The following is a 23,027-nucleotide window of genomic DNA, read 5'->3' on the forward strand; positions in this document are numbered from 1 at the left end:
GATGGAAGCAGGAGATCTAGGAGTCACCGACTGACGAGGCGGCGAGCCTCAGGTGTGCTGCTCAGTGCCCAACAGGGCCTTCGCCGCTCGGTGCCGCCACCACCGGCCGGGGCATCACCGCATCGTGGGGCAAACCGGGCCTGCATGACGACGAGTTATACCCAGGGCTGGGCGTCAACGGGCCGCCCGGTCCATCCCCGAAGGCGGCCGGTCAGCCCATCAGATGTAGCCCGTCCCCGAAGTCGATGCGCGCGAGGTCGGCGCGCGAGAGAATACCGAGCTTGGGGAACACGTTGGCCAGGTGATGACCCACCGTGCGGGGACTGATCAGCAGCTGTGCACCGATCTCCCGGTTGGTGAGCCCCTGCGCAGCCAGCCGTGCGACTCTCAGCTCCTGCGCCGTGAGGATGGTGTCCCGGGCCGGCGCGGAGTCGCGGCGCGGGTGCTGCCCGGTCAGTTCCTGTTCTGCCCGGGTGCGGGCGAGCAGGGGCGCCGCGTCCAGGCGCCGGAAAATCTCCGCGGCTTCGGCGAGCTGGGTCCGGGCTTCGGTACGGCGGCGGGCCCGCCGCAGCCACTCGCCGTACAGCAGGCGCGTGCGGGCATAGTTGAAGGGCCGCGACGCGGCTCCGGGGACATCCAGCGCAAGCCGGAACTGCTTCTCCGCGTCCGCTCCGGAGGCCAGCAGTGCATGGACAAGGTGCGCTGCGGAGATCGCCCACGCCGCCCCGGTCTGTTCGGTCCACCGCCGCAGCAGCCGCGCCTGTTCCTCGGCCGTCGCCCGCTGCCCTGCCTGGAGGGCGGCCTCGGCGGTGTCCGGCGCGGCGAGCACCGCGATGGTGGGGTGCGCAGAGTGGTGCCCGTGCTCGCTGAGCCGGACCAGGCAGTCCAGCGCCTCTTCGGCCCGGCCGGCGAAGAGCGCCGTCATACCGAGGTTCCACTCCGCACCGGCGCTGAAGACGCGCACCCCACGCGGCACCCATTCCTCGATGAACCGGGCGGCGAAATCCGCGACGGTCTGCTCATCGCCCCGCGCGGCCGCCAGCCATCCGAGACCGGCGCTGCACTGCGCCGCCAAATGGTCGTCACCGGTCCCCTCGGCCACCTGGAGCCCCTCAAGGGCGTTCGCCTCGGCCGAGGTCCAGGAGCCCTGCGCGATGTCGGGCGCCACGGTCTGGGCCAGCGCCTGGGTCAGGGCGGTGACCTGGTCGGTGTGCCGCAGCGTGTCGATTTCGCGGCGGAGCGCCTCCTGCAGGGCTGACTCGATGCCCCAGGCCACCGCCAGTGGCGCCGGTGGCATCAGGAGCCAGGAGCTGCCGCTGAGCCGGGTGAGGATGTCAGCGACGGGGGCCATGGACTGGTCGCGGTCATCGGCGCCGTCCGGTTCCTGCGTCCACCATTGGCGCAGCAACGGCAGCAGATCGGCGTTCGGGAAGTTCCCCTGCGGGAGCCGCCGCTCGAGCCGCTGGAGCGCCTCGCGCTGAAGGGCGCCCCGGCCGGCCGCCCAAGCGGCCCGCAGCGCCATGCTGCCGAGCCTGAACGCCTGCCCGGGATCGGCCACGCGTTCCATGTCCCGGGTCAGTTGACGGCAGGCGGTTTCCAGGTCGCCGTTCGCGAACTCGATCAGTCCGCGCAACCCTTCGCTGAGATCCGCGACCGTCGATGCGGAGGAGGCTTCTTCGGCCTGGTCCAGCATTCTCCGCGCCACGTCGACGTGGCCGGCCTCCCAGGCCGCCCTCGCTCCCTTGGCCAGTCGTCTGGCCGCGTCGTCCCTGGAGGGGGACAGCCGCGCCGCACGCCGCAGGGCACGAGCCGCCGTGGCACAGCCGCCGCGCGCCCAGGACCGCTGGGCCGATTCCTCCAGCAGCCGGGCCACCTCCTCGTCGGGTCGGCCCGCCGCTTCCACGGCCGCGGCAAGGTGCCAGGGGCGCAGCTCCTCGGCGTTCTCACCGGTCAGCACGGAGGCGAGCGCGCGATGAACCGTCTGCCGGTCCGCAGCCGACGCCTCCTCGTAGACCACCGCCCCCATCAACTGGTGACGGAAGTGGATGCGACCGTCCGAGCGCGTGGCGAGCAGACCCGAGTGCATCGCCTCGTCCCACACGCCCATGTCGAGGCCGAGCACAAGTCCGGCCTGGCTCATGGTGTTTCGATCGCTATGATCATCGGCGGCGACGAGAAGGAGCGCGGTGCGGGCAGGTGCGGACAGCCTCTCGATCCGGGTGCGGAAGGCACGGCGCAGGCGTGGCCCGACGGCGATCTGCTCGTCGGCAAGAGGGTGCGCCGAGATGTCGCCGGCCGCCACGGATGTGGGCAGCTCCTGGAGTGCGAGGGGATTTCCGGCTGCCGCGCGGACCGTGCGGCGGATCACTGATTCGTCCGCGTGCGGAGCGACGGCACGGGCGAGTAGTCGGGCGTCCTCGTCGCCCAGCTCCCGGACCTCCATGGCCGTCAAATTCTCCCAGGAGCTGTCGACGGGGTCGTCGTGTCCGGTGAGGAGCATGACCACGGGCTCGTTGCGCAGTCGGCGCGCGGCGAAGGCCAGACACTGTGCGGACGGCTCGTCGAGCCACTGGGCGTCGTCGGCGACGAGGAGCACCGGCCGTTCCTTGGCCAGCTTGCCGACAAGCGTCACCACGGCCACACCGATCAGAAACCGGTCCGCCGCATCGTTGCTGGTACCGAGCGCCCCGTTCAGGGCCTTGGCCTGCGGCTCCGGGAGCGTACTGATCCGCTCCGTCACCGGCCACAGCAACTCGTGCAGCGCGGCGAAGGCCAGCTCCGACTCCAGACGAGTACCGCGACATCTCAGGATGGTGAAGTCCGCGGCGGCCGACTCAGCCACGTATTCGAGCAGGGCGGTCTTACCGATGCCGGGGTCACCCCGCAACATCATGGTCGCTCCGCGTCCCTGACGAGCGCCGTCAAGGATCCGGTCGAGGGCTGCCTGCTCCTGGCGCCGTCCATACAGGTCCATTTGCTTGAAAGCTTAATGGGCTGCGACCGCCCGGACCCACGCCGACAACCCGACTTCAACTACACCAGGCCGAATCTTGACGGACACAGTGACGGACACGGTGACGGATCCGGTTTCCCCGCTTTCTTCGTAGCGTCGGGCGCGATCAGTGCACGCGCGCCCGACCGCAGGGGGAAGACATGGTGACGGCGATCCGGGGCGGGAGCGTCGGCAGGACAGTGGCTCAGCCCGTCGTGACGCTCGCCGCGATCGCCGCGGCGGCCACGGATCCGAAACCGAGGCTGCAGTACACCGCCGTCCCTGCCGCCGGCCGCGTCAGCACGCTATGCCGCGTCGCCCCGCCCTCGGCAATCAGCGCTGCACACCCAGCCGGCGGCGACTGACCCGCTCATCCGTCAAGCCGATCGGGGCCTCGCAGCACAGCAAGGAAAGCCCGGCATGACCACGGGTGTGCCAGACCTGGTTCTGGGCGTCGCCCCTGCCGGTTCGGGACGGCCCGACGAACAACACCCCCCTGGCGAACCGCCAGGATCACCTCTCGGAGCAGAACGATGACGCAATCCAGCACGATCAGCGTGGAACGGCTGACACCAGGGATCCGCAAGATCGCATTCTCGAATCCACCGGTAAACCTCATCGTCGGGGAGACCGTGTCCCGACTGGTCGAGGTCGTCACGGAGCTGAGCGAGGACCCGCAGGTTCACGTTGTCGTCTTCACCAGCTGCACACCCGGCTACTTCTTCAACCACTTTGATCTCGACCGGGTCGCCGACTTCATGCCCTCCGATCCGGAGGCGACGCCGCCGTGGATCGATCTCGTCGTACGGCTGTCCACAGCTCCGTTCATCAGTATCGCGGCCATCCGCGGACGGACCCGTGGTGGTGGGGACGAACTGGCCCTGGCCTGCGATCTGCGCTACGCCAGCCGCGAGCACGCGGTGTTCGGCCAGCCCGAGGTCGGCGGCGGGATTCTCCCCGGCGGCGGGGGCACAGAACACCTGCCCCGACTCATCGGACGGGATCGGGCACTCGAAGCCATCCTCAGCAGCGATGACTACGACGCCGACACAGCCGAAGCTTACGGATGGGTGACCCGCACCCTCCCTGACGCCGAGCTGGACAGCTTCGTGGACGGTATGGCAACCCGGCTGGCGTCATTCGACAAGGCAGCGCTGGCAGCCGCCAAGGCTCAGGTCAACCGGGCGACGCTCCCGCCCGATGCCGACCTGCGAGCGGCCTACACGCAATTCCTGACCTCCCTGACCTGGCCAGGGGTCCAGGCATTCCTGCCCCGATTCGAGAAGCTCGCTGCCGAAACGGGCCCCGAAGAGCTGGAACTCCGCCTGGGCCACTACCTCGGCATCGCACGTCAGGAGAGCCGGTGAACACCGCATGCGAAGACCCGCTCGCGACCAGCGGATGACACCCTAGGGGTCACCTCCAGCGCCACGATCACGACGGCCTCCACCTGTTCGACACCGACGACCGGCAGGCGGCCGGGCCCAGGCTCGTCGACTGGGCCCGGTCGGCCTGCCGCTCCGTGTGTCCACGTCCGAAGTGCCGCGTGAGGACGACACCGAGGCCGCCGTCTACGAGTGCGGCGCGCGATGAGGGGACTGGCGCGGTCACCTGCCCGTAGTCCGCTCGTGGTCTTTCCCGTACCGCACCCTTCGTTTCCGGATTCTTTCTTGGATCGCCGGACGTGACCGCTTGCCATCGGTCGACGATCCCCGTATGGTCGTATGAACGTAAGACATACGAGCGTAATTCAAAACAAGGGAGTTCGTGATGGTGGCAACTCGGCCGGTGGCGCTCGTGACAGGTGCCTCATCAGGGATCGGCAAGGAGACGGCCCGCGCCTTCGTCGCGGCGGGGTTCGAGGTGATCGGAACCGGCCGCAAGACCTCCGGGCTCACCCCGCCCGCCGGTGTGACGTACCTCGATCTCGACGTGGGCGATGACGACTCGGCCACCACCGCGGTCGCCGAGGTGATCGACCGGTTCGGACGCATCGACGTCCTGGTCAACAACGCCGGCATCGGCGCGTCCGGCGCCGTCGAGGAGAACTCCCTCGCCCAGGCCCAGAACGTGCTGAACATCAACGTCCTGGGTGTCATCCGCATGACGAAGGCCGTCCTGCCGCACATGCGCGCCCAGGGTGCCGGACGCGTCATCAACATCTCGTCCGTCCTGGGCGTCGCTCCCCAGCCCTTCATGGCCCTCTACGTCGCTTCGAAGCACGCCCTCGAGGGCTACTCCGAGTCGCTGGACCACGAGGTCCGCGAGCACGGCCTGAGGGTTCTGCTCGTCCAGCCCGCCTACACCAGGACCAGCTTCGAAACCAACGCCGCACAGCCCGACACTCCGCTGCCGCTGTACGCGGAGCGCCGGCGCGACTTCGACGAGATGGTCGCGGAGGCGATGGAGAAGGGTGACGCCCCCGCCGTCGTCGCCAAAGTGATCGTCACTGCGGCAACCGACAAGAAGCCGAAGTTGCGCTACACCGCCGGTCCGCTGGCCTCACGCGTCACCACCGCGCGCCGCCTCGTCCCCGCCGGAGTGTTCGACAAGCAGATCCGCAAGAACAACCGGCTGCCCGCCTGACGCCCCGGTTGGGTGACATCCCGGTCCGACCCAAGGGTGCCAATTCCAACCGAATGCCTGCGATGTACCTGATATCGCCGGCGTCCCTGATGTTCCCCAAAGTCCATTGATCAGTCCCTCGTTGATTTGCCAAGGAGAGTCATGCAGCAGCAACACCAGCACCCGGCCCGGCGCAGTGCATCGAGCGCACGGCGCTTTCTGAACAAGAAGAAGGTCGGCATCGCGCTGGCGGTCACCGCGGCGGCGGCCGTCCTGGCCTCGGCGCCGTCCGCATCCGCCTGGACGGGACACTCCTCGTACAGCGGGTCCGCGGTCACCGACGTACGGACGGCGGCGAAGTTTGACTTCGCGGCCGGCGAGATCCCCGAGAACATCACCGCCAACCCCGACGGCTCGGTGACCTTGTCCATGCTCGGCAGCTGCGCGGTGTGCCAGCGCACCCACGGTCCGGAGCTGATGCGTATAGACGCGTCCGGAGAGCGCACGGTGCTCGCCACCGGGCAGGTGGGCGAGGCGATCAGCGGCAACGCCCGTGGCAGCGACGGCACCGTCTACTACGCGCTGTGGGCCCCGGGCAACGCGGACCGCAACGGCGTGTACAAGCTGCTTGCGGACGGCAGCCCGCAGCGCGTCGCCGCTCTGCCCGCCGACTCGGGCCCCAACGGGCTGGCCGTCGACTCAGCCACAGGCACCCTCTACATCGCGGACAGCCTCAAGGGCGTCATCTGGTCCGTCCCGGCCGCGGGCGGAACGCCGACCCCGTGGCTGACCGACACCGCCCTCGCGCCGGTGCCCACCGAAGCCCTGCCGATCGGCGCCAACGGGCTCCGCTTCCACAACGGCGCCCTGTGGATCAGCAACTTCAACAAGGGAACACTGCTGCGCGTACCCATCACCCCCGCGGGGGTGCCTGGCCCGATCCGCCAGGTCGCGGGCGGCCTGCCCAACATCGACGACCTCAGCTTCCTGACCCCCTGGTCCGACGTGGTGTTCGCCGCGCAGAACGGCTCCTCCTCGAACAACGGCCCGGACAGGGTCGTGGTCATCTACCCCAACGGCACCTACAAGCCCGTCCTGACCAGCGCAGACGGCCTCGCCTCGCCCTCAGCGACCGCGGTTCGCGGCGACCGCCTGTACATCACCGACGGCGGGGTCCCCGACCCCCACGACCCGAAACTGCAGACCGCCAGGATCAACTTCCCGGCGCTCCTCGCAGGCGCGACCCACTGACCCGACCAGGACGGCAGCCGGGGCACCCGCCCCGGCTGCTCGGGAGGAACACATCGTGCGGTACACGAAAGAACACAAGCAGGAGACCAGGCAGCGGATCATCGCGACGGCCGGCCGCCGACTCAAGCGCAACGGCATCGACGGCTCCGGCGTCGCCACGCTCATGAAGGACGCCGGACTGACCAACGGCACCTTCTACGCCTACTTCGAATCCAAGGACGACCTCGTCACCACCGCGGTCGCCGACCAACTGCGCGCCCAGCACGCGAACATCGTCGCGCAGGCGGCACCCGGCCGCGCCGGACTCGAACAGATCATCCGCTGGTACTTCTCCCCCGAACAGCGCGACACCATCGAGGACGGCTGCCCCAACGCCGCCCTCCTCGACGAGATCGCACGCTCCACGGAACCCACCCGGCAGGCCTACACCGACGGCGCGCTGACCCTCATCGACGGCTTCGCCACCCGCCTGGCACCCCACGACCCGCCCTCGGCACGCCTGAAGGCGCTCAGCCTCCTCGGCATGATGGCCGGCACCCTGCAGCTCTCCCGCGCCCTGACCGACCGGCAACTCGCCGACCAACTCCTCGAACAGGGCATCCGCAACGCCCTCGCACTGATAGACGCCGAGCAGGGCGCCTGATCGCTGCAGTCGGTGACCGGCCGGGGCTCCTCTCCCCCCACCCACAGGGGAGCCAGGCCTGCTCAAGCGCTGCCAATGCAGTGGCCTGCAGCAACCGGAGCAGTACACGGCTGCTACCCGCACAACGCCGACGGCGGCGGATCACCACGCTCCCGGCAGTACCGCCAGCCCACCGCCTCCAGAGGAGCCTTCCATGAGCATCACCAGCCGCCCCGAGGTCCACGTCAGCGGCGGGACCGTGCGTGGCTGCAGCGAGGAGGGGCTCGCCGTCTTCCGCGGCATACCCTTCGCCCAGCCACCAGTCGGCGAACATCGTTTCGCGGCGCCCCAGCCCGCGCTGACGTGGGACGGGGTGCGCGAGGCCGCTGCCTACGGGCCTCCGCCCCCGCAGTCCTCGGCATTCGGGCCCATCCCGCCCTGGGAGGGCGGAGGGGAGAACGAGTGGCTGACGGTCAACGTCTGGTCCCCCGCCTACGGCGATGGACCCACAGCGGCCCTGCCGGTCATGGTGTGGATCTACGGCGGTGCCTATATGGCCGGCCACACGGGTCAGCCCGACTACGACGGGGCCGCGCTGGCCGCGCAGGACGTGGTGGTCGTGACACTCAACTACCGCGTGGGTATGGAGGGTTTCGCGCAGATCAAGGGTGCGCCGGCCAACCGGGGGCTGCTCGACCAGGTCGCCGCGCTGGAGTGGGTACGCGACAACATCGCCTCATTCGGCGGCGATCCGGGCCGGGTGACGGTCTTCGGCGAGTCCGCCGGGGCCGGCTCGATCGCGGCGCTGATGGCAATGCCCCGGGCTGCCGGACTGTTCAGGCGGGCGATCGCGCAGAGCGTGCCGGGCACCTTCTTCTCCCCGGAACTGGCCGACGACATCGCCGTCGCGTGCGCCGCCGAACTCGGGCTACGTCCGACACTGGCCGACCTCTCCTCCATCGAGCCGACCGCGTTGGCCGCGGCGGGCGATGCGGTGGCCGCGAAGATGGCCCAGTACGAGGACCGGTGGGGGCCGGTGGCGCACACCGTGACTCCCTTCTCGCCGGTCTTCGACGGGGAGATCCTGCCGACCGACCCATGGCAGGCGATCGCCGCCGGCTCGGCGCGCGACATCGACCTGGTCGTCGGTCACAACCGCGAGGAGTACCGGCTGTTCATCGCCCAGGCCGGACAGCTCGGACAGATCACCGACGAGCAGGCGACCACCGTCCTGCGCGGACTCGCGCCGTCACCCGAGGTGGAGGCGGCGTACCCGGCACGCGGCTACGCGGCCGGTGAGCTGTTCGAGCGGATCTACTCCGACTGGCTGTTCGACATGCCCAGCCTGCACCTGGCCGAAGCGCACGCCACCGCCGGCGGCCGGCCCTACCTCTACCGGCTGAACTGGCCGGCCCCGGCCATGGGCGGCGGGTTCGGCGCCTGCCACGGGCTGGACGTCGGGCTGGTCTTCGGCAACCTGAGCGCAGGCCTCAGCGCCCTCTTGATCGGTGAGCAGCCACCCGCCGACGCAGTGGCCCTGTCCCAGTGGATGCGCTCCGCGTGGACGGCCTTCGCCACCACCGGCACCCCCGGTTGGCCCGTGCACGACACCGAACAGCGCCTCACCCAGCTCATCGACACCGAACCCCGCGTCACGCCCTACCCGGCCGAAACCACCCGCCGCATCTGGGCAGACCACGCCTTCAACGCCCTTCCGCTGCGCCCGGCCTGACCATCCGCCGACGCGAGGTCGAAGCCGGGTCAGCTCCGCCCTTCCGCCGGCGACGCTCCGCCAAGGTTCCGGCGCGGGGGCCTTTCGCCTTGCCGGTGATACCGCCGCCGCAACGCCCGTTTCTGAACCGGTGGGAACGGCTGCGGCTGCTCCCACTCGGCATCACCAGTATCACCTCGGCGATGCCCACAACAGTGCCGCGGACGCGAGGCAGTCACATGACCGCGGCTCATCACTCGCCGCCCTGTACTCCTGGACCGAACGACGGTCCCCCTAATCCCTCCGGAGTTCTCCGTGTACATCGCCTATGTCGTCGCCGCTGTCGTGCTGTCCCTGGTGCTGGTCCTCTCTGCCGTTCCCGACATCACCCGCGACCCGAAGATCACAGAGGGGCTCAAGGCGATCGGGGTGCCCGACAGCTGGTTCCTGCCCCTTGGCCTGGTCAAGATCGCGGGAGCTCTGGGACTGCTCGCCGGCATCGTCTACCGACCGTTGGGCATCGCGGCGGCGATCGGTGTCGTCCTGTACTTCCTGGGCGCCGTGATCACGCACATCCGTGGAGGCGACACTAAGGGAATCGGCATCCCGGCCACCATCATGCTCGTTGCCGTTGCGCCGCTGGTGCTGGGTTTCGCGACGGCCTGAGTGCTCCACTATCGCGATCAGACCAGCTCACCATCACTCGGCGCAGGAACTGCCGGACTCTTGCCTCCAGCGCCCGGGCTGGAGGCAAGTCGCTCCGGGACGGCTGGCGTCGGCAATGTCTCGGACCCGCCCACGCCAGCCGCCCCGGACAGCCTCGGACGTGCGGGCGGCTACAGCGTGCAGTCCGGGTAGGGGCACCAGCAGTGCCGATCAGGTGGCCGACCATCAACTTCGGGGAGCTGATCGGCACAAGCGTCGGCGGCCTGGCCGAAAACCTGGCGCGCTCTGACACTCTCTGGCCGATCTCCTCCAGTTGTGCTCCCGGTCGCTTCAAGACCGCTGGACTGTTTGACCCTTCAGGATCGGCATCGTCGACAGTGCCTGCTGAAGGATCGCGCTGATACCACCGACCTGAGTGCCGCGTACTCCGCCGCTCTCAGATCGCTCAGGCCGCGCGGGACCGGACATGATCCGGGGCCGGGTCGAGACCTGTCCCGACGGTGTTGCTTCCCGACTGCGGTCCGCGGCATTGCGCTTGCCGGCGAGTGCCTCGCTCAACGCGGACTTCATGATCAGCTTCGGCAGCACGTGACCGTTGGCCGGGGTCGGATCATCGGCCCGGATGCGACAACGTCCAGGGAGTCAGGCGAGTCCGCGTTTGAGGATCTTGCCGGTGGGCGTCAGGGGCAGCTCGTCGACGAACTGGACGACACGCGGGTACTTGTACGCGGCGAGCTGCTCCTTCGCCCAGGCGGCGAGCTCATCCTCGGTCGTGGCACTCCCGGCCTTCTTCACCACGACGGCCTTGATCTCCTGGCCGTGGGATGCGTGCGGCACGCCGATGACGGCGACCAGCGAGACGGCGGGGTGCTCCATGAGCACGTCCTCGACCTCGCGCGGGTAGACGTTGAAGCCACCCCGGATGATCATGTCCTTGGACCGGTCGACGATGTAGTAGAAGCCGTCCTCGTCCCTGCGGGCGAGGTCGCCGGAGCGGAACCAGCCCTCCTGAATCGCCTCGGCCGTCTCCTCGGACCGCTTGTAGTAGCCCTTCATGACGTTGTGCCCCTTGATCACGATCTCCCCGATCTCCTCGGGGCCGCCCGCGACCTCGGACCAGTCGTCGCGGATCAGCTTCATCTCCACACCCGGGATCGGCACGCCGATCGACCCGACGCGGGGCTCCTCCCCGAACCGGGAGAAGGAGGCGATCGGCGAGGTCTCGGACAGCCCGTAGCCCTCGAGGATCGTGACGCCGAAGCGGTCCTTGACCTGCTTGTGGATCTCGGCGGGCAGGGCTGCGCCACCGGCCACCGCCACGCGAAGGGTCGCCGCCAGCCGGGCGACGTCAACCGTCTCGTCGAGGGCGGCGAGAAGGCCCCAGTACATCGTCGGGACCCCCGCGAAGAAGGTCACGTCGTGAGCGAGCATGAGCCGCAGGGCCGTCGGCGCCTCGAACCTCGGCTGCATCACGATCGTGCCGCCGAAGGCGAGGGCGCCGTTCTGGATCACCGTCTGGCCGAAGGCGTGGAACAGCGGCAACGCGCACAGGTACGTGTCGGGACGCTCGGGATCCGCGGCGAACAGGTCGACGCCGGCGAGTGCGTTGTCGTACACGTTGCGGTGACGCAGCTCCGCGCCCTTGGGCCGGCCGGTCGTGCCGGAGGTGTAGAGGACCACCGCGGTGTCGTCCTCGTCGCGCTCGACCGTCCGGAACGTCACCGGCTGTTCGGTGACGACCGAGGCGTACGACTGCGGCGTGCCGTTCCCGGCCCACGACGCGCCGCCGCCCTCGATCAGGAAGAACTCGCTGCAGCCCTCGGTGGCCTGGAATCCCTCCCACGCGGTCTGCCCGATCGGCAGTTCCGCCGTGCCCTCGAAGGCGAAGTACGCCTTCGCATCGGAGTCGGTGAGGTGGTAGGCGACCTCGCGGGCCTTCAACAGCACGTTCAGCGGCACGACCGCGGCCCCGGCCTTGAGGATGCCGAAGTAGACGGTCGTGAAGTGAGGCAGGTTGGGGCAGGACAGTGCGACCTTGTCACCCGGCTGGATGCCGCGCGAGACGAGCAGGTTCGCGACCCGGTTGGCCGCGGCGTCGAGAGCTCTGTACGTGATGCGGTCGTCACCGAAGACGATCGCGGTGCGCTCCGGGTACCGGGACGCGGAATCCGCCAGTACGCGGGACAAGTTGCGGGTCGGGCTGTGCATCGTCGTTCTCCTGCTTCTCGAGGTGGTAGGTCACGTCTGGACGAAGCCCGGAGGCGGCACGAAGCCGTCGGCTTCCCGGCCCGGCAGCGCGGCGAAGTCGATGGTGGTGAGATCACCCCCGCTCGTGCCCATGCCTGCAGACCGATGGGCAGTCCGCTCCTCCTCTGCGCACCGGGATGACCATCACCGGACGGAAGGTTCCCCGCAGGGCGGGACCTGCGTCGCCGGGGGAGGCTGGACGAACCAGGCCAGCACGGCTGCGTGGAAACCAGAAGCAGGGGCGATGCGGTCGAAGCTGAACGCACCGCAGAACAGGGGCAGCAACGCAGTGTTCCCGTCCGGCTGGGTCAGGTCGTAGCCCGGCCGGCAAGCCGCTGCGCGTAGGCGGTATCCAAGCCGACGGACGCGTCAGTGACCACGGCGCCCTTGTTCTGCGTGGTCATGCGTGGATCTCACTTTTGGTCTGGCGGCTGAGCAGGGGCCGAGCGTCGACCTCGCTTTACATTACGATAGACATCCAAAGCGTTCCAGTCAACGTCCCCGCGCCGCCTGTCAACGCCCACGGCCGGAGACTGCTCGACGTGCACACGGGGCTACAGGGTCGGCGGCCGATCAGAGTCGGACGGAGACTCCTCGGGGGGTGGTCGCCGTGGACGGTTTCGCGCACCGCCCTCACGACGAGCGCACAAGCGCGGCGAACGACACCCCGTGTCGTCGCCGCGTTTCACCATCTGGCTTCACCACCCGAAGAGTGAGGTCAGGCTCGCGGAGGTCCAGCGGACAAGGAGATCGACACCCACCCGGGACGTCGCCTCCAGGGGCCTCGGCTTGCGCCAGATGCCACCTCACCTGCCATTCGGAAGCCGCCCTTTGACCGCAGCGTAATGAGGAGCTCGCGCAAGGCGCTATGCATCGACGCGCCTCGCGGACCTTGGGGCCGTCGACGGGTTCCCGTCGTGGGCGAACTGTCCGCCAGCGCAGGCGGGAGAGACACCAAGAGGCTCCCTCCGGTAATTGACAGGGTACGAACGTACCTCCTAACGTACCCACCACCCGAGTCGCCGTAACCAGCTCAATGAGGAGCGCCGATGCAGCACCTATACGACATAGATGTTCAGGTTCCGATGCGTGACGGCGTAGCTCTCGCCGCCAACGTGTGGCATCCGGCCCAGGGGGAGGCTCCGACGCTGCTGGTGCGCATGCCGTACGGCAAAGACGGGCTCGGCATCACCCTGGGCGGGGTCATGCCCGACCTCATGGCCTTGCTGGAGGCGGGCTACGCGGTGGTGGTGCAGGACTGCCGCGGCACCCACCGCTCGGAAGGCGAGTTCGTTCCTCACATGGCCGACCGGAACGACGGCGAGGACACCGTCGCCTGGATCACCGACCAGCCGTGGTCGGACGGCACGGTGGGCATGTACGGGGCCTCCTACCTGGGCATGGTCCAGTGGGAGACCGCCGTCACCGGCGCCCCCGGACTCAAGGCGATCGCCCCGGCCTTCACCTCGATCGACAACTACGAGGCGCCCTGGTACGGCCCGGGCGGTGCGCTCTCACTGAGCCTGGTCACGTGGTGGAACGCCATGATGTACGCGGCCGACGCACAGCGGTCCCTGGCGGCCGGCGAGGGCTCCGTGTCCCAGGTGCAGCAGCTCGGCCAGGCGTTCCTGTTCCCGGAGCCTCTCAACGAGGTGCTGCCGACGGCGGAGGTTCCGGTCCTCGCGGCGTACGGCAAGTGGTGGGACGACTGGATGGCCCACCCCTCTCACGACGGGTACTGGGACGCCATGGAGCTCACGCCCGAACTCAAGAACGTCACCGTTCCGGCGCTGAACATCGGCGGCTGGTACGACCTGTACATCGGGCAGACCGTGCGCACCTACACCACCGCCCGCCAGAAGGCAGGCAGTGAGCAAGCCCGTGAGGGGCAACGGCTGATCATCGGTCCGTGGGACCACATCTCCACGACTGGCATCTACCCCGACCGCTCCTTCGGTCCGCTGGCCAGTGCCCAGATGCTGGGCCTGACCGGCCTGCATGTGAAGTTCTTCGACCGCTGGCTCCGCGGCGACACCACCGCTCTGGACGACGTGGCCCCGGTGAAGATCTTCGTCATGGGCATCGACCAGTGGCGCGACGAGCAGGAGTGGCCGCTGCCCGACACGAGGTGGACCGACCTCCACCTCACCAGCACCGGCCACGCCAACACAGCCGACGGCGACGGCGCGCTGACGACCGAGCCCCCGGCCGACGCCGGCCACGAGACCTACCTCTACGACCCGCGCCGCCCGGTCCCCACAGCCGGCGGAGCGTGCCTCCCGATGACGCCCGGTTTCGGCGGCCCGGTCGACCAGCGGACCGTCGCCGACCGCGAAGACGTCCTGTGCTTCACAGGCCCGGTGCTCGAGGAGCCCGTCGAGGTCACCGGTCCCGTCAGCGTGAAGCTCTTCGTGTCCTCGTCCGCGGTGGACACCGACTTCACCGCCAAGCTCGTCGACGTCTTCCCCGACGGCAAGGCGATCAACCTGTGCGACGGGATCCTGCGCACCCGCTACCGGGACGGCCTCGCCACGGAAGAACTGATGGAGCCCGGCACGGTCTACGAGATCACCGTGGACATGACCGCCACCTCCAACGTGTTCCTTGCCGGTCACCGCATCCGCCTGGACGTCTCCAGCAGCAACTTCCCCCGCTACGACCGCAACACCAACACCGGCGGCGTCATCGCCCGCGAGAGCGAGGGGCAGATGATTCCCGCGGTCAACCACATCCACCACGGGCCGCAGCACCCCAGCCGCCTGGTTCTGCCCGTCATCGACCGGCCCGACCGCGAGGACCAGCAGTGAGCGCCACCGACCGGGTCGCCGAACTCACCGCGACCTTCACGGCTCCCTCCCTGAACGTGGCCTGGCTGCTGTGCGACCGGCACGCCCCGGAGAACGTCGCGTTCACCGTGGTCGACTGCGACGGCAGGGCTTCGACGTTGACCTTCGGTGCTCTCGCCGCGGACTCGCACCGCTGTGCGCGGGCGCTGCAGGAACTCGGCGTCGGGCCGGGTGACCGGGTGGCGACCCTGATGGGCAAGAGCACCGACCTGGTCACCGTCATCCTGGCGATCTGGCGGCTGGGCGCGGTCTATGTCCCGCTGTTCACCGCGTTCGCGCCTCAGGCCATCGCCCTGCGTCTGGAGGGTGCGGGAGCGCACGTCGTGGTCGTCGACCCGGACCAGCGCCACAAGCTCGACCCGGGTCCCGACATGCCGGACGACCCTCAACGCCGTGTCGTCGTCACCGGAACCGGCACGCAGCGCGGTGACGTCTCGCTCGCCGCCCTCATCGCGGCCGCCTCACCCGAGCCGGTGCCCGCCGTCACCACCAGCGGGGACGGACCCCTGGTGCACATGTTCACCTCCGGCACCACCGGCAAGCCCAAGGGGGTCGTCCACCCCGTCTCCTACATCGCCGGATGGCAGGTCTACCTGGAGTACGGCCTGGGCGTCACCCGGGACAGCAGGTACTGGTGCGCCGCCGACCCCGGCTGGGCCTACGGGCTGTACGCGGCCGTCGTCGCTCCCCTGGCCGCCGGGATCCCCAGTCTGCTGCTGTCCGGCGGGTTCTCCCCGGAGGCGACCTGGCGCACCCTGGTCGACCACCAGGTCACCGACTTCAGCGCCGCCCCCACCGTGTACCGCGGACTGCGCTCCTCGTCGGTGCCGGTGCCTCAGCGCCTGCGCCTTGAGCGGATGTCCAGCGCGGGTGAGCCCCTGACTCCCGAGGTCAACGAGTGGGCGGGCGCCACGCTCGGCCTGGCCGTGCACGACCACTTCGGCCAGACCGAGGTCGGCATGCCCCTGGCCAACCACCACCATCCCGAACTCGCCCGTCCCCTCAAGGCGGGATCGATGGGCCGGCCGGTGCCCGGCTGGAGCCTCACCGTTCTGGCCGACGAGAAGGACGAGCCCGTCGAACCGGGCGTGCTCGGCCGGGTCGCGATCGACGTCGCCGAAAGCCCCCTGATGACCTTCAGCGGCTACCAGATCCCCGGGCAGAGCGATGCCAAGTTCACCGCCGACGGCCGCTGGTACCTCACGGGCGACGCCGGGCGCATCGACGCCGACGGCGACTTCTTCTTCTCCTCCCGCGACGACGACGTCATCATCATGGCCGGCTACCGGATCGGCCCGTTCGAGATCGAGAGCGTCCTCGCCCAGCACCCCGCCGTCGCCGAGTGCAGTGTCATCGGCGCACCGGACGACGTCCGCGGCGAGGTCATCGAGGCCTACGTCGTCCTGCGTGACGGAAGCGACGCCTCGCCGGAACTGGCCACCGAACTCCAGCTGCTGGTCAAGACCCGCTACGCCGCCCACGCCTACCCGCGCACCATCCACTTCATCGACGCCCTGCCCAAGACACCCAGCGGCAAGACCCAGCGCTACCAGCTGCGCAACCGCCGCCGCACCGAACTTTCCAGCCGAGAGGCACAGTGACCGACACAGACCCCCTCATCGTCGAGCAACGCGGCACCGTCAGGTGGCTGCGGCTCAACCGCCCCGAACGGCGCAACGCCCTCGACATCACCCTGATCGAGGCCCTGGACAAGCAGATCACCAGCGCCGAGGCCGACCCCGACACTGCGGTCATCGCCGTGGCGGGCAACGGGCCGAGCTTCTGCGCCGGCGGGGACTTCCACCAGTTCCTCCAGCTGCACGAGCAGGGCCAGAACCCGGTCGGCTTCCTGACCGACGTGTCGGCCTGCTTCAGCCGTATCGCGGCCAGCTCGAAACCATGGGTCGCCGTGCTGCACGGTCACGCCGTCGCCGGGGGCCTCGAACTCGCGCTTGCCTGCGATGTCGTCGTCGCCGCCGACACCACGCTCATCGGTGACGGCCACCTCAACCGGCGCCTGGTACCGGCCGGCGGTTCCAGCGTCCGGCTGCCCGGTGCGGTCGGACGCGGACTGTCGCGCTGGCTCCTGCTCACCGGCGAACTGCTGCCCGCGACCGCCTTCGCCGGCACCGGCTGGATCCACGCGATCGTGCCCGAGGCCGACCTCGACGCCACCGCCACCCGCGTCTGCCACCAGTTGGCCGACCGCCACAGCCCAGCCCAGCAACGGTTCAAGACGCTGCTGCACCGGATCGACGGCCTCGCCCCCGAGCAGGCACTGCGCGAGGAACTGGCCACCTTCGCCGACAACTGGCAGGCCAGCTCCGTGGCCGACGCCCTGCGGGCCTTCCTCGCTCCCCACACAACGAAAGCAGATAACAAGTGAATCGCTACCAGGGACGGGTCGTCGCCATCACCGGCGCCGCACAAGGTCTCGGCCTCGCGATGGCGACCCGGTTCGCCGCCGAGGGCGCCGCCGTCGCGCTGGCCGACGTCAACGAACAGGCGCTCACCGAGGCCGCCGAGACCATCACCGACGCCCACCACGCGAACCTTCGCACCGACGTGGTGGACGTGACCGACTCCGCCCAGGTCAACGCCTGGATCACCGGCGTCACCGACGCTCTCGGCCGCCTCGACGTGCTGGTCAACAACGCCGGCATCATCCGTGACAACCGCGTCGAGGACATCACCGACGACGACTGGCACGCGGTCATCGGCGTCAGCCTCACCGGCGGCTTCCACTGCGCCCGCGCCGCGTTCGGCCCCATGAAACGCCAGGGTTACGGACGTATCGTCAGCTTCTCGTCCATGTCATGGCGCGGGAACTTCGGTCAGACCAACTACGTGGCCGCCAAGGCCGGCATCGTCGGCATGACCCGCACTCTCGCACTCGAGGGCGCCCGCCACGGCATCACCGCCAACGCCATCGCTCCCGGCCTCATCGAGACACCGATGCTCGCCTCGATGAACGGCCCGGCGCGAGACAAGCTCACGAGCAAGGTCCCGATGCGCCACACCGGCAGGCCCGAGGACATCGCCGAAGCCGCGGCCTTCCTCGCCAGCGAAGCCGCCGGCTACATCACCGGCATCGTCCTCGACGTTGACGGCGGCATCTCCATCGGATCCTCGATCCGGTAACGGCCAACCCGGAGCTGGAGGCTCAAGAGGGCTCAACGCCGGTACGTTAGATGGTACGCCAGTACCCGTTTGCTAAGGTCAGTCTTCCTGCCCGGTCGGCCATCCGCCGCTCCAGGCGGAGATGCTCATGGGAGACTGCTGCGGTGACGGCCCAAACTGACTCGCGTGACCGACGCCCGCGCCGAACGGCGCGCAGGCGGGTCGTCGACACAGGCCGGCGGGACGAACTGCTGCGCCAGGCCGAGGCGATCATCCTGACCGAAGGCTTCACCGCGGTGACCATGGATGAACTCGCCCAGCGACTGGAGTGCTCGAAGGCGACGCTGTACAGCCTCGCCTCCACGAAGGAACAGTTGGTCCTGGCGGTCACCCGCGCCTTCTTCCGGGATGCGACAGCCGAGATCGAACAGGCCGTCCAGGCCGAGCCCGACCCCAGGCAGCGCATCCGCGTCTACCTCACCGGCGTCGGCACAGCCATGCGCCGGCATTCCCACGCCTTCTACGACGACATGGTCGGCTACGAGCCGACGGCGCAGATCTACCGCAAGAACTCCGCCGCCGCGGCGCACCGGGTCCACGAACTGATCGAGGATGGCGTGCAGTCCGGCGTTTTCCGCGCGCTCAACGGCCATTTCGCCGCCCAGGTCGTAGCGGTCACCATCGACGCGGTCCAGTCGGGGATCCTCCTGGAGAGGACCGGCCTGACCGCTGGCGACGCCTTCTCCGAGCTCGGTGACCTCCTGTTGGACGGGCTCAGCTCGGAGCAGGGCACATCCGAGTCTCCTTCCACAGCGGTGCGCTCGCCCAAGGACCCGGTCCAGGCGCCGAGGTAAGGCCCGGGCAAAGGGCGCACCTCGCGAATCGTCTCTGACCAGGCACCACCCCCATATCCAGAACGCGCATCGCCGGCACGTTGCGCTGTCACGTCGCGGACGGCCCGGCATGCGGCGGTCGACCGTGGAGGGACTCTTCACCGACGCCGACCAGGAACGGCCTGGCGGATGTGCGTCTGTGCGGGTTGTCCGACGGGCTTCGGCCCCAGAGCGGCTGGACCGTTCAGTTCCCTGATTCAGGAGGGAAAGCCCGCGTGGGCGCGTCCAGGGCCGGCCTTGGATGTCGCGACGCCGAGCGACACCGGATCCGCTGAGTGGGACCTCTCCGCCAGGCAGAGACCGCCGATCCATGGATAAACCTTCCCCTCCCGCTCCTGCGCGGGCGCTTCTACGGTCGAGGCCGCAGGCGCTCACCCGCCCGCCGCAACGAAGGAGCGAGCCCCCTATGGAGAAGACATCGACGACCACGAGGCCGCCGACTGGCCTTGTCGAGACGGCCTTCACCGTCAACGGCGAGGAGGTGTGCCTCGCTCTGGATCCTCGTGAGTCTCTGCTTGACGTGCTGCGCGAGCGTCTCGTGCTGACCGGAACCAAGAAGGGGTGCGATCAGGGGCAGTGCGGCGCTTGCACGGTGCACATCGACGGCCGTCGCGTCGTCTCCTGTCTGACTCCGGCGGTCCAGGTCGCGGGACGGGACGTGATGACCATCGAGGGCGTCGCGGCTCCCGACGGCACGCTGCACCCGTTGCAGCAGGCGTTCGTCGACTGCGACGCCCTGCAGTGCGGCTACTGCACACCTGGGCAGGTGATGTCCGGCCTGGCTTGCCTGGCCGAAGGCCACACCGGGACCGACGGCGACATCCGTGAGTACATGAGTGGCAACCTGTGCCGGTGCGGCGCGTATGTCGGGATCACCGCCGCCATCCGCCGGGTGGCCGACCAGGCCCAGCAGAGCGAGGTGTAGACGGTGCGCTCCTTCGCCTATGTGGTGCCCGACAGCGTCGCCGGGGCCGTCGATGCCCTGGCCGCCGCCGAGCCGGGCACGAGGATCCTGGCTGGTGGCACGACCCTGTACGACCTGATGAAGCTCGGCATCGAGGCGCCGCCGGCCGTCATCGACATTCACCGTCTCGCCGAGCTGACCGAGATCAGTACGGGTGAGGACGAACTGTCGTTCGGTGCGGGAGTGAAAATGGCCGAGGTCGCTGACCATCCCGTCGTACGCCGCGACTATCCGGCGCTGTCGGAATCCCTGTGGCGGGCGGCGTCCCAGCAACTGCGCAACATGGCGACGGTCGGCGGGAACCTGCTGCAACGCACGCGATGCGGCTACTTCCGCGGCGGAGCGGAGTTCCCCTGCAACAAGAGGAACCCCGGCAGCGGCTGTGCGGCTCTCGACGGACTCGACCGTACCCACGCGCTGCTGGGCACCAGCGACACCTGCATCGCCACCTACCCGGGCGACTGGGCCGTAGCCCTGATCGCGTTCGACGCCGAACTCGACGTGGTCGGCCCGGCAGGCGAGCGGACGCTGCCCCTCGCCGAACTGCACGTCGAACCGGGAGACAACCCCCTGCTCGAACACACCCTGGCTCCCGATGAGTTGATCCTGCGGATCCGCGTTCCCGCGACACACGCCGGTCGTGGCTCCACGTATCACAAGATCCGTGACCGGGAGTCCTACGCCTTCGCCCTCACCTCGGCCGCCACCGCCGTGACGCTGGACGCACAGGGAATGGTCACGGACTGCCGGATCGGTCTGGGAGGCGTCGCCACGCGCCCCTGGCGGGCGACGGCAGCGGAACGCTCACTGACCGGCGAACACCTCACCAGGGAAACCGCCCGCCGCGCGGGGGAAGTCGCCTTCGCCGCGGCCCGCCCTCCTCGCACCGGCGCGTTCCGAGTGGAGCTGGGCATCCGCACCGTCACCGACGCACTGCTCACCGCCGGGAAGCGAGCCGCCCGATGAAGACCCCAGACCTGCGCCGCGTCGACGCCCACGAAAAGGTCACCGGCAGCGCACGCTACGGTGCCGACCGCGTCCCGGCCGACCTGGCGTACGCCATGTTCGCCGTGGCCACGATCGGCAGGGGCCGCACCGTGGCCATCGACACCGCCGCGGCCGAGGCGGTCCCCGGTGTCCGTCTGGTCCTGACCCGGTTCGACGAGGACGAACTGCGTGGCCCCGGATTCCTGATGGGCGGAGGCTTCGCCTTCCAGAGCCTGCAGCCGCTGCTCAGCGATGTTGTCGCCTACCGGGGACAGCCGATCGCGTTGGTCGTCGCCGACACCCTGGTCGCCGCCACCGAGGCGGCGGAACTCGTCCGGGCACGCTACGAGACCGAGCCGTTCGCCGTCGGACTCGATGACGAAGGCGCCACCTCCGTCCTCCAGGAAGAAGCCCTGCCCTGGTTTCCCGACGTCAAGGTGGGCGACGCCGAGAGCGCGTACGCTGCGAGCCCGGTACAGATCGACGAGACCTACCTGCACCCCGCTCAGCACCAGGTCCCGATGGAACTGATCAGCTCAGTCGTGGAATGGCAGGGCGACAGGCTCGTGGTGCACGAGGGCACCCAGAACGCCGGCGCACTGCGCCACGGAGTCGCCACGCAGCTGAACCTCGATCCGGCCGACGTCGAAGTCATCTCGCCCTACATCGGGGGCGGCTTCGGATCCCGCAACGCACTGCAGCCGCACATCGGACCACTGGCGCTCGCCGCACGCCGGCTGATGCGTCCGGTCAAGCTGGTCGTTCCGCGCCCGCAGACGTTCCACGCCGGCAGCTTCCGGCCGGTCAGCCGTCATCGCATCCGGCTCGGCGCCGACCCGTCGGGACGGCTCCTGGCCGCCCTCCACGACGCGGAGCACCAGACGTCCCGCCACGACCTGTACCCCGCCATGTTCACGGAGATGACGTCGAGGCTGTACGCCGTACCCCACTTCGGGGGACATCAGCGCCTGGTTCAAACTGATGTCCAGACGCCGGGATTCATGAGGGCTCCGATGGAGGGCCCGGCCAGCTTCGCGTTCGAATCGGCCATCGACGCACTGGCCTACGCCACCGGCCAGGACCCCGTCGAGCTGCGGCTGGCCAACGACACCGCCACGGACCCGGTCACCGGTCTACCCTTCTCCTCCCGCCACCTGGCGCAGTGTCTGACGCGGGGTGCGGAACGGTTCGGATGGGGCAAACGCGATCCGCGGCCGGGGTCGATGCGTGCCGCCGATGGATCGTTCGTGGGCCTGGGCGTCGCTGTCGGCGCCCACCCGGTGCTGGTCGCTCCGGCCGTGGCCCGTATGTCCGCGGCGGCCGACGGCCGGGTGACCGTCAGTGTCGACGGCCACGAGATGGGGCAGGGCATCCGCTCGGCCATCGCTCTCCTGGTCGCGGAGGACCTCGGTGTCCCCGTGCAGGACGTCGTCGTACAAGTCGGTGACACGCGCTTCGCGCCGCAGCATCTCACCGCCGGTGCGTGGGGCACCGCGACCGCGTTGCCCGCGGTGCACAAGGCACTGCGCGAGCTGCGCAGGCACCTCGGCACGGGCGACACCGGGACCGTGGATGTGGCAGCCGCGGTTCGAGCCACCGGAGGCGGGTCGCCGGAGGTGGAGGTGACCTCCGTGGGACCGGGCCAGCCCCCCGAGATGCTCGACCGTTCACGGGCCGGCCTGTTCTCCGCCGCGGGTCCGGTCTTCCCCGACTTCACCGCCTTCAGCTGGACCGCTCACTTCGTCGAGGTCCGCATCGAGGCCACGACACGGCGCATCAGCGTGCCCAGAGCGCTCTGCGTGGCCGACTGCGGCCGGGTCGCCAGCCCGGTCACCGCGGCCAGTCAGGTCCGCGGAGGCGTGGTCTGGGGCATCAGCCAGGCGCTCCGGGAGTCGAGCGAGGTCGACGGGCGCTTCGGCGGATTCCTCAACACCACGCTGGAGGAGTACCCCGTCGCGGTCAACGCCGACATACAGGAGATCGACTTCGACTTCATCGACGAGCCCGACCTGCTCCTCAACGACATCGGGGTGAAGGGCCTCGGCGAAGTCACGATGATCGGCGCGGCAGCCGCTGTCGCGAACGCGGTCTTCCACGCCACCGGACAGCGACAGAACCAGCTGCCCATCCGGATCGAGCACGTGATGTAGGCCGACCGGGACG

16 protein-coding genes are annotated in these 23,027 nt (G+C 69.4%); 14 read left to right on the forward strand and 2 right to left on the reverse strand.

Translation table 11 applies throughout. The annotated features are described in order from the left end of the window. Nucleotides 1–211: 211 nt before the first annotated feature. A complete protein-coding gene (locus tag OG241_RS16130; RefSeq protein WP_405816087.1) occupies nucleotides 212–2,974 on the reverse strand; it encodes an AAA family ATPase in 2,763 nt (920 codons plus the stop codon). 551 nt (nucleotides 2,975–3,525) lie between these two features. On the opposite strand from OG241_RS16130, the gene OG241_RS16135 reads away from it, so the two are divergent. The 6 genes from OG241_RS16135 to OG241_RS16160 all read left to right on the forward strand — a co-directional run bounded on the left by OG241_RS16135 (nucleotide 3,526) and on the right by OG241_RS16160 (nucleotide 9,807). Beyond that, nucleotides 3,526–4,359, forward strand: a complete 834-nt coding sequence (locus OG241_RS16135) for an enoyl-CoA hydratase/isomerase family protein (protein ID WP_405816088.1) — start codon at nucleotides 3,526–3,528, stop codon at nucleotides 4,357–4,359. Nucleotides 4,360–4,762: 403 nt separating this feature from the next. Next, nucleotides 4,763–5,578 (forward strand): oxidoreductase, encoded by an 816-nt coding sequence (locus OG241_RS16140; protein WP_405816089.1) that lies wholly within the window; start codon nucleotides 4,763–4,765, stop codon nucleotides 5,576–5,578. A gap of 141 nt (nucleotides 5,579–5,719) precedes the next feature. Further along, a complete protein-coding gene (locus tag OG241_RS16145; protein ID WP_405816090.1) occupies nucleotides 5,720–6,808 on the forward strand; it encodes an SMP-30/gluconolactonase/LRE family protein in 1,089 nt (362 codons plus the stop codon). 52 nt (nucleotides 6,809–6,860) lie between these two features. Next, nucleotides 6,861–7,451 carry a TetR/AcrR family transcriptional regulator gene (locus OG241_RS16150; protein ID WP_405826248.1) on the forward strand — a complete coding sequence of 197 codons (591 nt, stop codon included), beginning with the start codon at nucleotides 6,861–6,863 and terminating at the stop codon, nucleotides 7,449–7,451. Nucleotides 7,452–7,644: 193 nt separating this feature from the next. Further along, nucleotides 7,645–9,162, forward strand: a complete 1,518-nt coding sequence (locus OG241_RS16155; protein ID WP_405816091.1) for a carboxylesterase/lipase family protein — start codon at nucleotides 7,645–7,647, stop codon at nucleotides 9,160–9,162. A 294-nt stretch (nucleotides 9,163–9,456) separates the two neighbouring features. Further along, nucleotides 9,457–9,807: a DoxX family protein gene (locus tag OG241_RS16160; RefSeq protein WP_405816093.1), complete on the forward strand. Its 351-nt coding sequence runs from the start codon at nucleotides 9,457–9,459 to the stop codon at nucleotides 9,805–9,807. Between the two features lie 642 nt (nucleotides 9,808–10,449). On the opposite strand, the gene OG241_RS16165 is transcribed toward OG241_RS16160, so the two are convergent. Next, on the reverse strand, nucleotides 10,450–12,015 hold the full coding sequence (locus OG241_RS16165) for a long-chain-fatty-acid--CoA ligase (protein WP_405816095.1): 1,566 nt from the start codon (nucleotides 12,013–12,015) through the stop codon (nucleotides 10,450–10,452). A gap of 1,088 nt (nucleotides 12,016–13,103) precedes the next feature. Here OG241_RS16165 and OG241_RS16170 point away from each other — a divergent pair. From OG241_RS16170 to OG241_RS16205, 8 genes are all read left to right on the forward strand, one after another. Further along, nucleotides 13,104–14,861: a CocE/NonD family hydrolase gene (locus tag OG241_RS16170; protein WP_405816097.1), complete on the forward strand. Its 1,758-nt coding sequence runs from the start codon at nucleotides 13,104–13,106 to the stop codon at nucleotides 14,859–14,861. Next, on the forward strand, nucleotides 14,858–16,501 hold the full coding sequence (locus tag OG241_RS16175; RefSeq protein WP_405816099.1) for an AMP-binding protein: 1,644 nt from the start codon (nucleotides 14,858–14,860) through the stop codon (nucleotides 16,499–16,501). Before OG241_RS16170 ends, OG241_RS16175 begins: the two co-directional genes overlap by 4 nt. Next, nucleotides 16,498–17,286, forward strand: coding sequence for an enoyl-CoA hydratase/isomerase family protein (locus OG241_RS16180; protein ID WP_405816100.1), 789 nt, complete (start codon nucleotides 16,498–16,500; stop codon nucleotides 17,284–17,286). The genes OG241_RS16175 and OG241_RS16180 overlap by 4 nt, the downstream gene beginning before the upstream one ends. After that, nucleotides 17,283–18,041, forward strand: coding sequence for an SDR family oxidoreductase (locus OG241_RS16185; protein ID WP_405816101.1), 759 nt, complete (start codon nucleotides 17,283–17,285; stop codon nucleotides 18,039–18,041). Before OG241_RS16180 ends, OG241_RS16185 begins: the two co-directional genes overlap by 4 nt. A gap of 143 nt (nucleotides 18,042–18,184) precedes the next feature. Beyond that, on the forward strand, nucleotides 18,185–18,874 hold the full coding sequence (locus OG241_RS16190) for a TetR/AcrR family transcriptional regulator (protein ID WP_319291031.1): 690 nt from the start codon (nucleotides 18,185–18,187) through the stop codon (nucleotides 18,872–18,874). 445 nt (nucleotides 18,875–19,319) lie between these two features. Then, the gene (locus tag OG241_RS16195) at nucleotides 19,320–19,838 is read left to right on the forward strand and encodes a (2Fe-2S)-binding protein (protein WP_319291033.1); all 519 of its coding nucleotides are present in this window, start codon (nucleotides 19,320–19,322) and stop codon (nucleotides 19,836–19,838) included. A gap of 3 nt (nucleotides 19,839–19,841) precedes the next feature. Then, nucleotides 19,842–20,843, forward strand: coding sequence for an FAD binding domain-containing protein (locus OG241_RS16200; protein WP_405816102.1), 1,002 nt, complete (start codon nucleotides 19,842–19,844; stop codon nucleotides 20,841–20,843). Beyond that, nucleotides 20,840–23,014 carry a xanthine dehydrogenase family protein molybdopterin-binding subunit gene (locus OG241_RS16205; RefSeq protein WP_405816104.1) on the forward strand — a complete coding sequence of 725 codons (2,175 nt, stop codon included), beginning with the start codon at nucleotides 20,840–20,842 and terminating at the stop codon, nucleotides 23,012–23,014. Before OG241_RS16200 ends, OG241_RS16205 begins: the two co-directional genes overlap by 4 nt. The last annotated feature ends 13 nt before the right edge of the window (nucleotides 23,015–23,027 follow it).

The sequence above is a fragment of the Streptomyces sp. NBC_01390 genome (assembly GCF_045040105.1).
In the GTDB taxonomy this organism is placed as follows: domain Bacteria; phylum Actinomycetota; class Actinomycetes; order Streptomycetales; family Streptomycetaceae; genus Streptomyces.

Bases quoted from the DNA above. Each gene is read 5' to 3' on its own strand.
- OG241_RS16130 (WP_405816087.1), bottom strand. From the start codon at position 2,974: ATGGACCTGTATGGACGGCGCCAGGAGCAGGCAGCCCTCGACCGGATC.
- OG241_RS16135 (WP_405816088.1), top strand. From the start codon at position 3,526: ATGACGCAATCCAGCACGATCAGCGTGGAACGGCTGACACCAGGGATC.
- OG241_RS16140 (WP_405816089.1), top strand. From the start codon at position 4,763: ATGGTGGCAACTCGGCCGGTGGCGCTCGTGACAGGTGCCTCATCAGGG.
- OG241_RS16145 (WP_405816090.1), top strand. From the start codon at position 5,720: ATGCAGCAGCAACACCAGCACCCGGCCCGGCGCAGTGCATCGAGCGCA.
- OG241_RS16155 (WP_405816091.1), top strand. From the start codon at position 7,645: ATGAGCATCACCAGCCGCCCCGAGGTCCACGTCAGCGGCGGGACCGTG.
- OG241_RS16165 (WP_405816095.1), bottom strand. From the start codon at position 12,015: ATGCACAGCCCGACCCGCAACTTGTCCCGCGTACTGGCGGATTCCGCG.
- OG241_RS16170 (WP_405816097.1), top strand. From the start codon at position 13,104: ATGCAGCACCTATACGACATAGATGTTCAGGTTCCGATGCGTGACGGC.
- OG241_RS16195 (WP_319291033.1), top strand. From the start codon at position 19,320: ATGGAGAAGACATCGACGACCACGAGGCCGCCGACTGGCCTTGTCGAG.
- OG241_RS16205 (WP_405816104.1), top strand. From the start codon at position 20,840: ATGAAGACCCCAGACCTGCGCCGCGTCGACGCCCACGAAAAGGTCACC.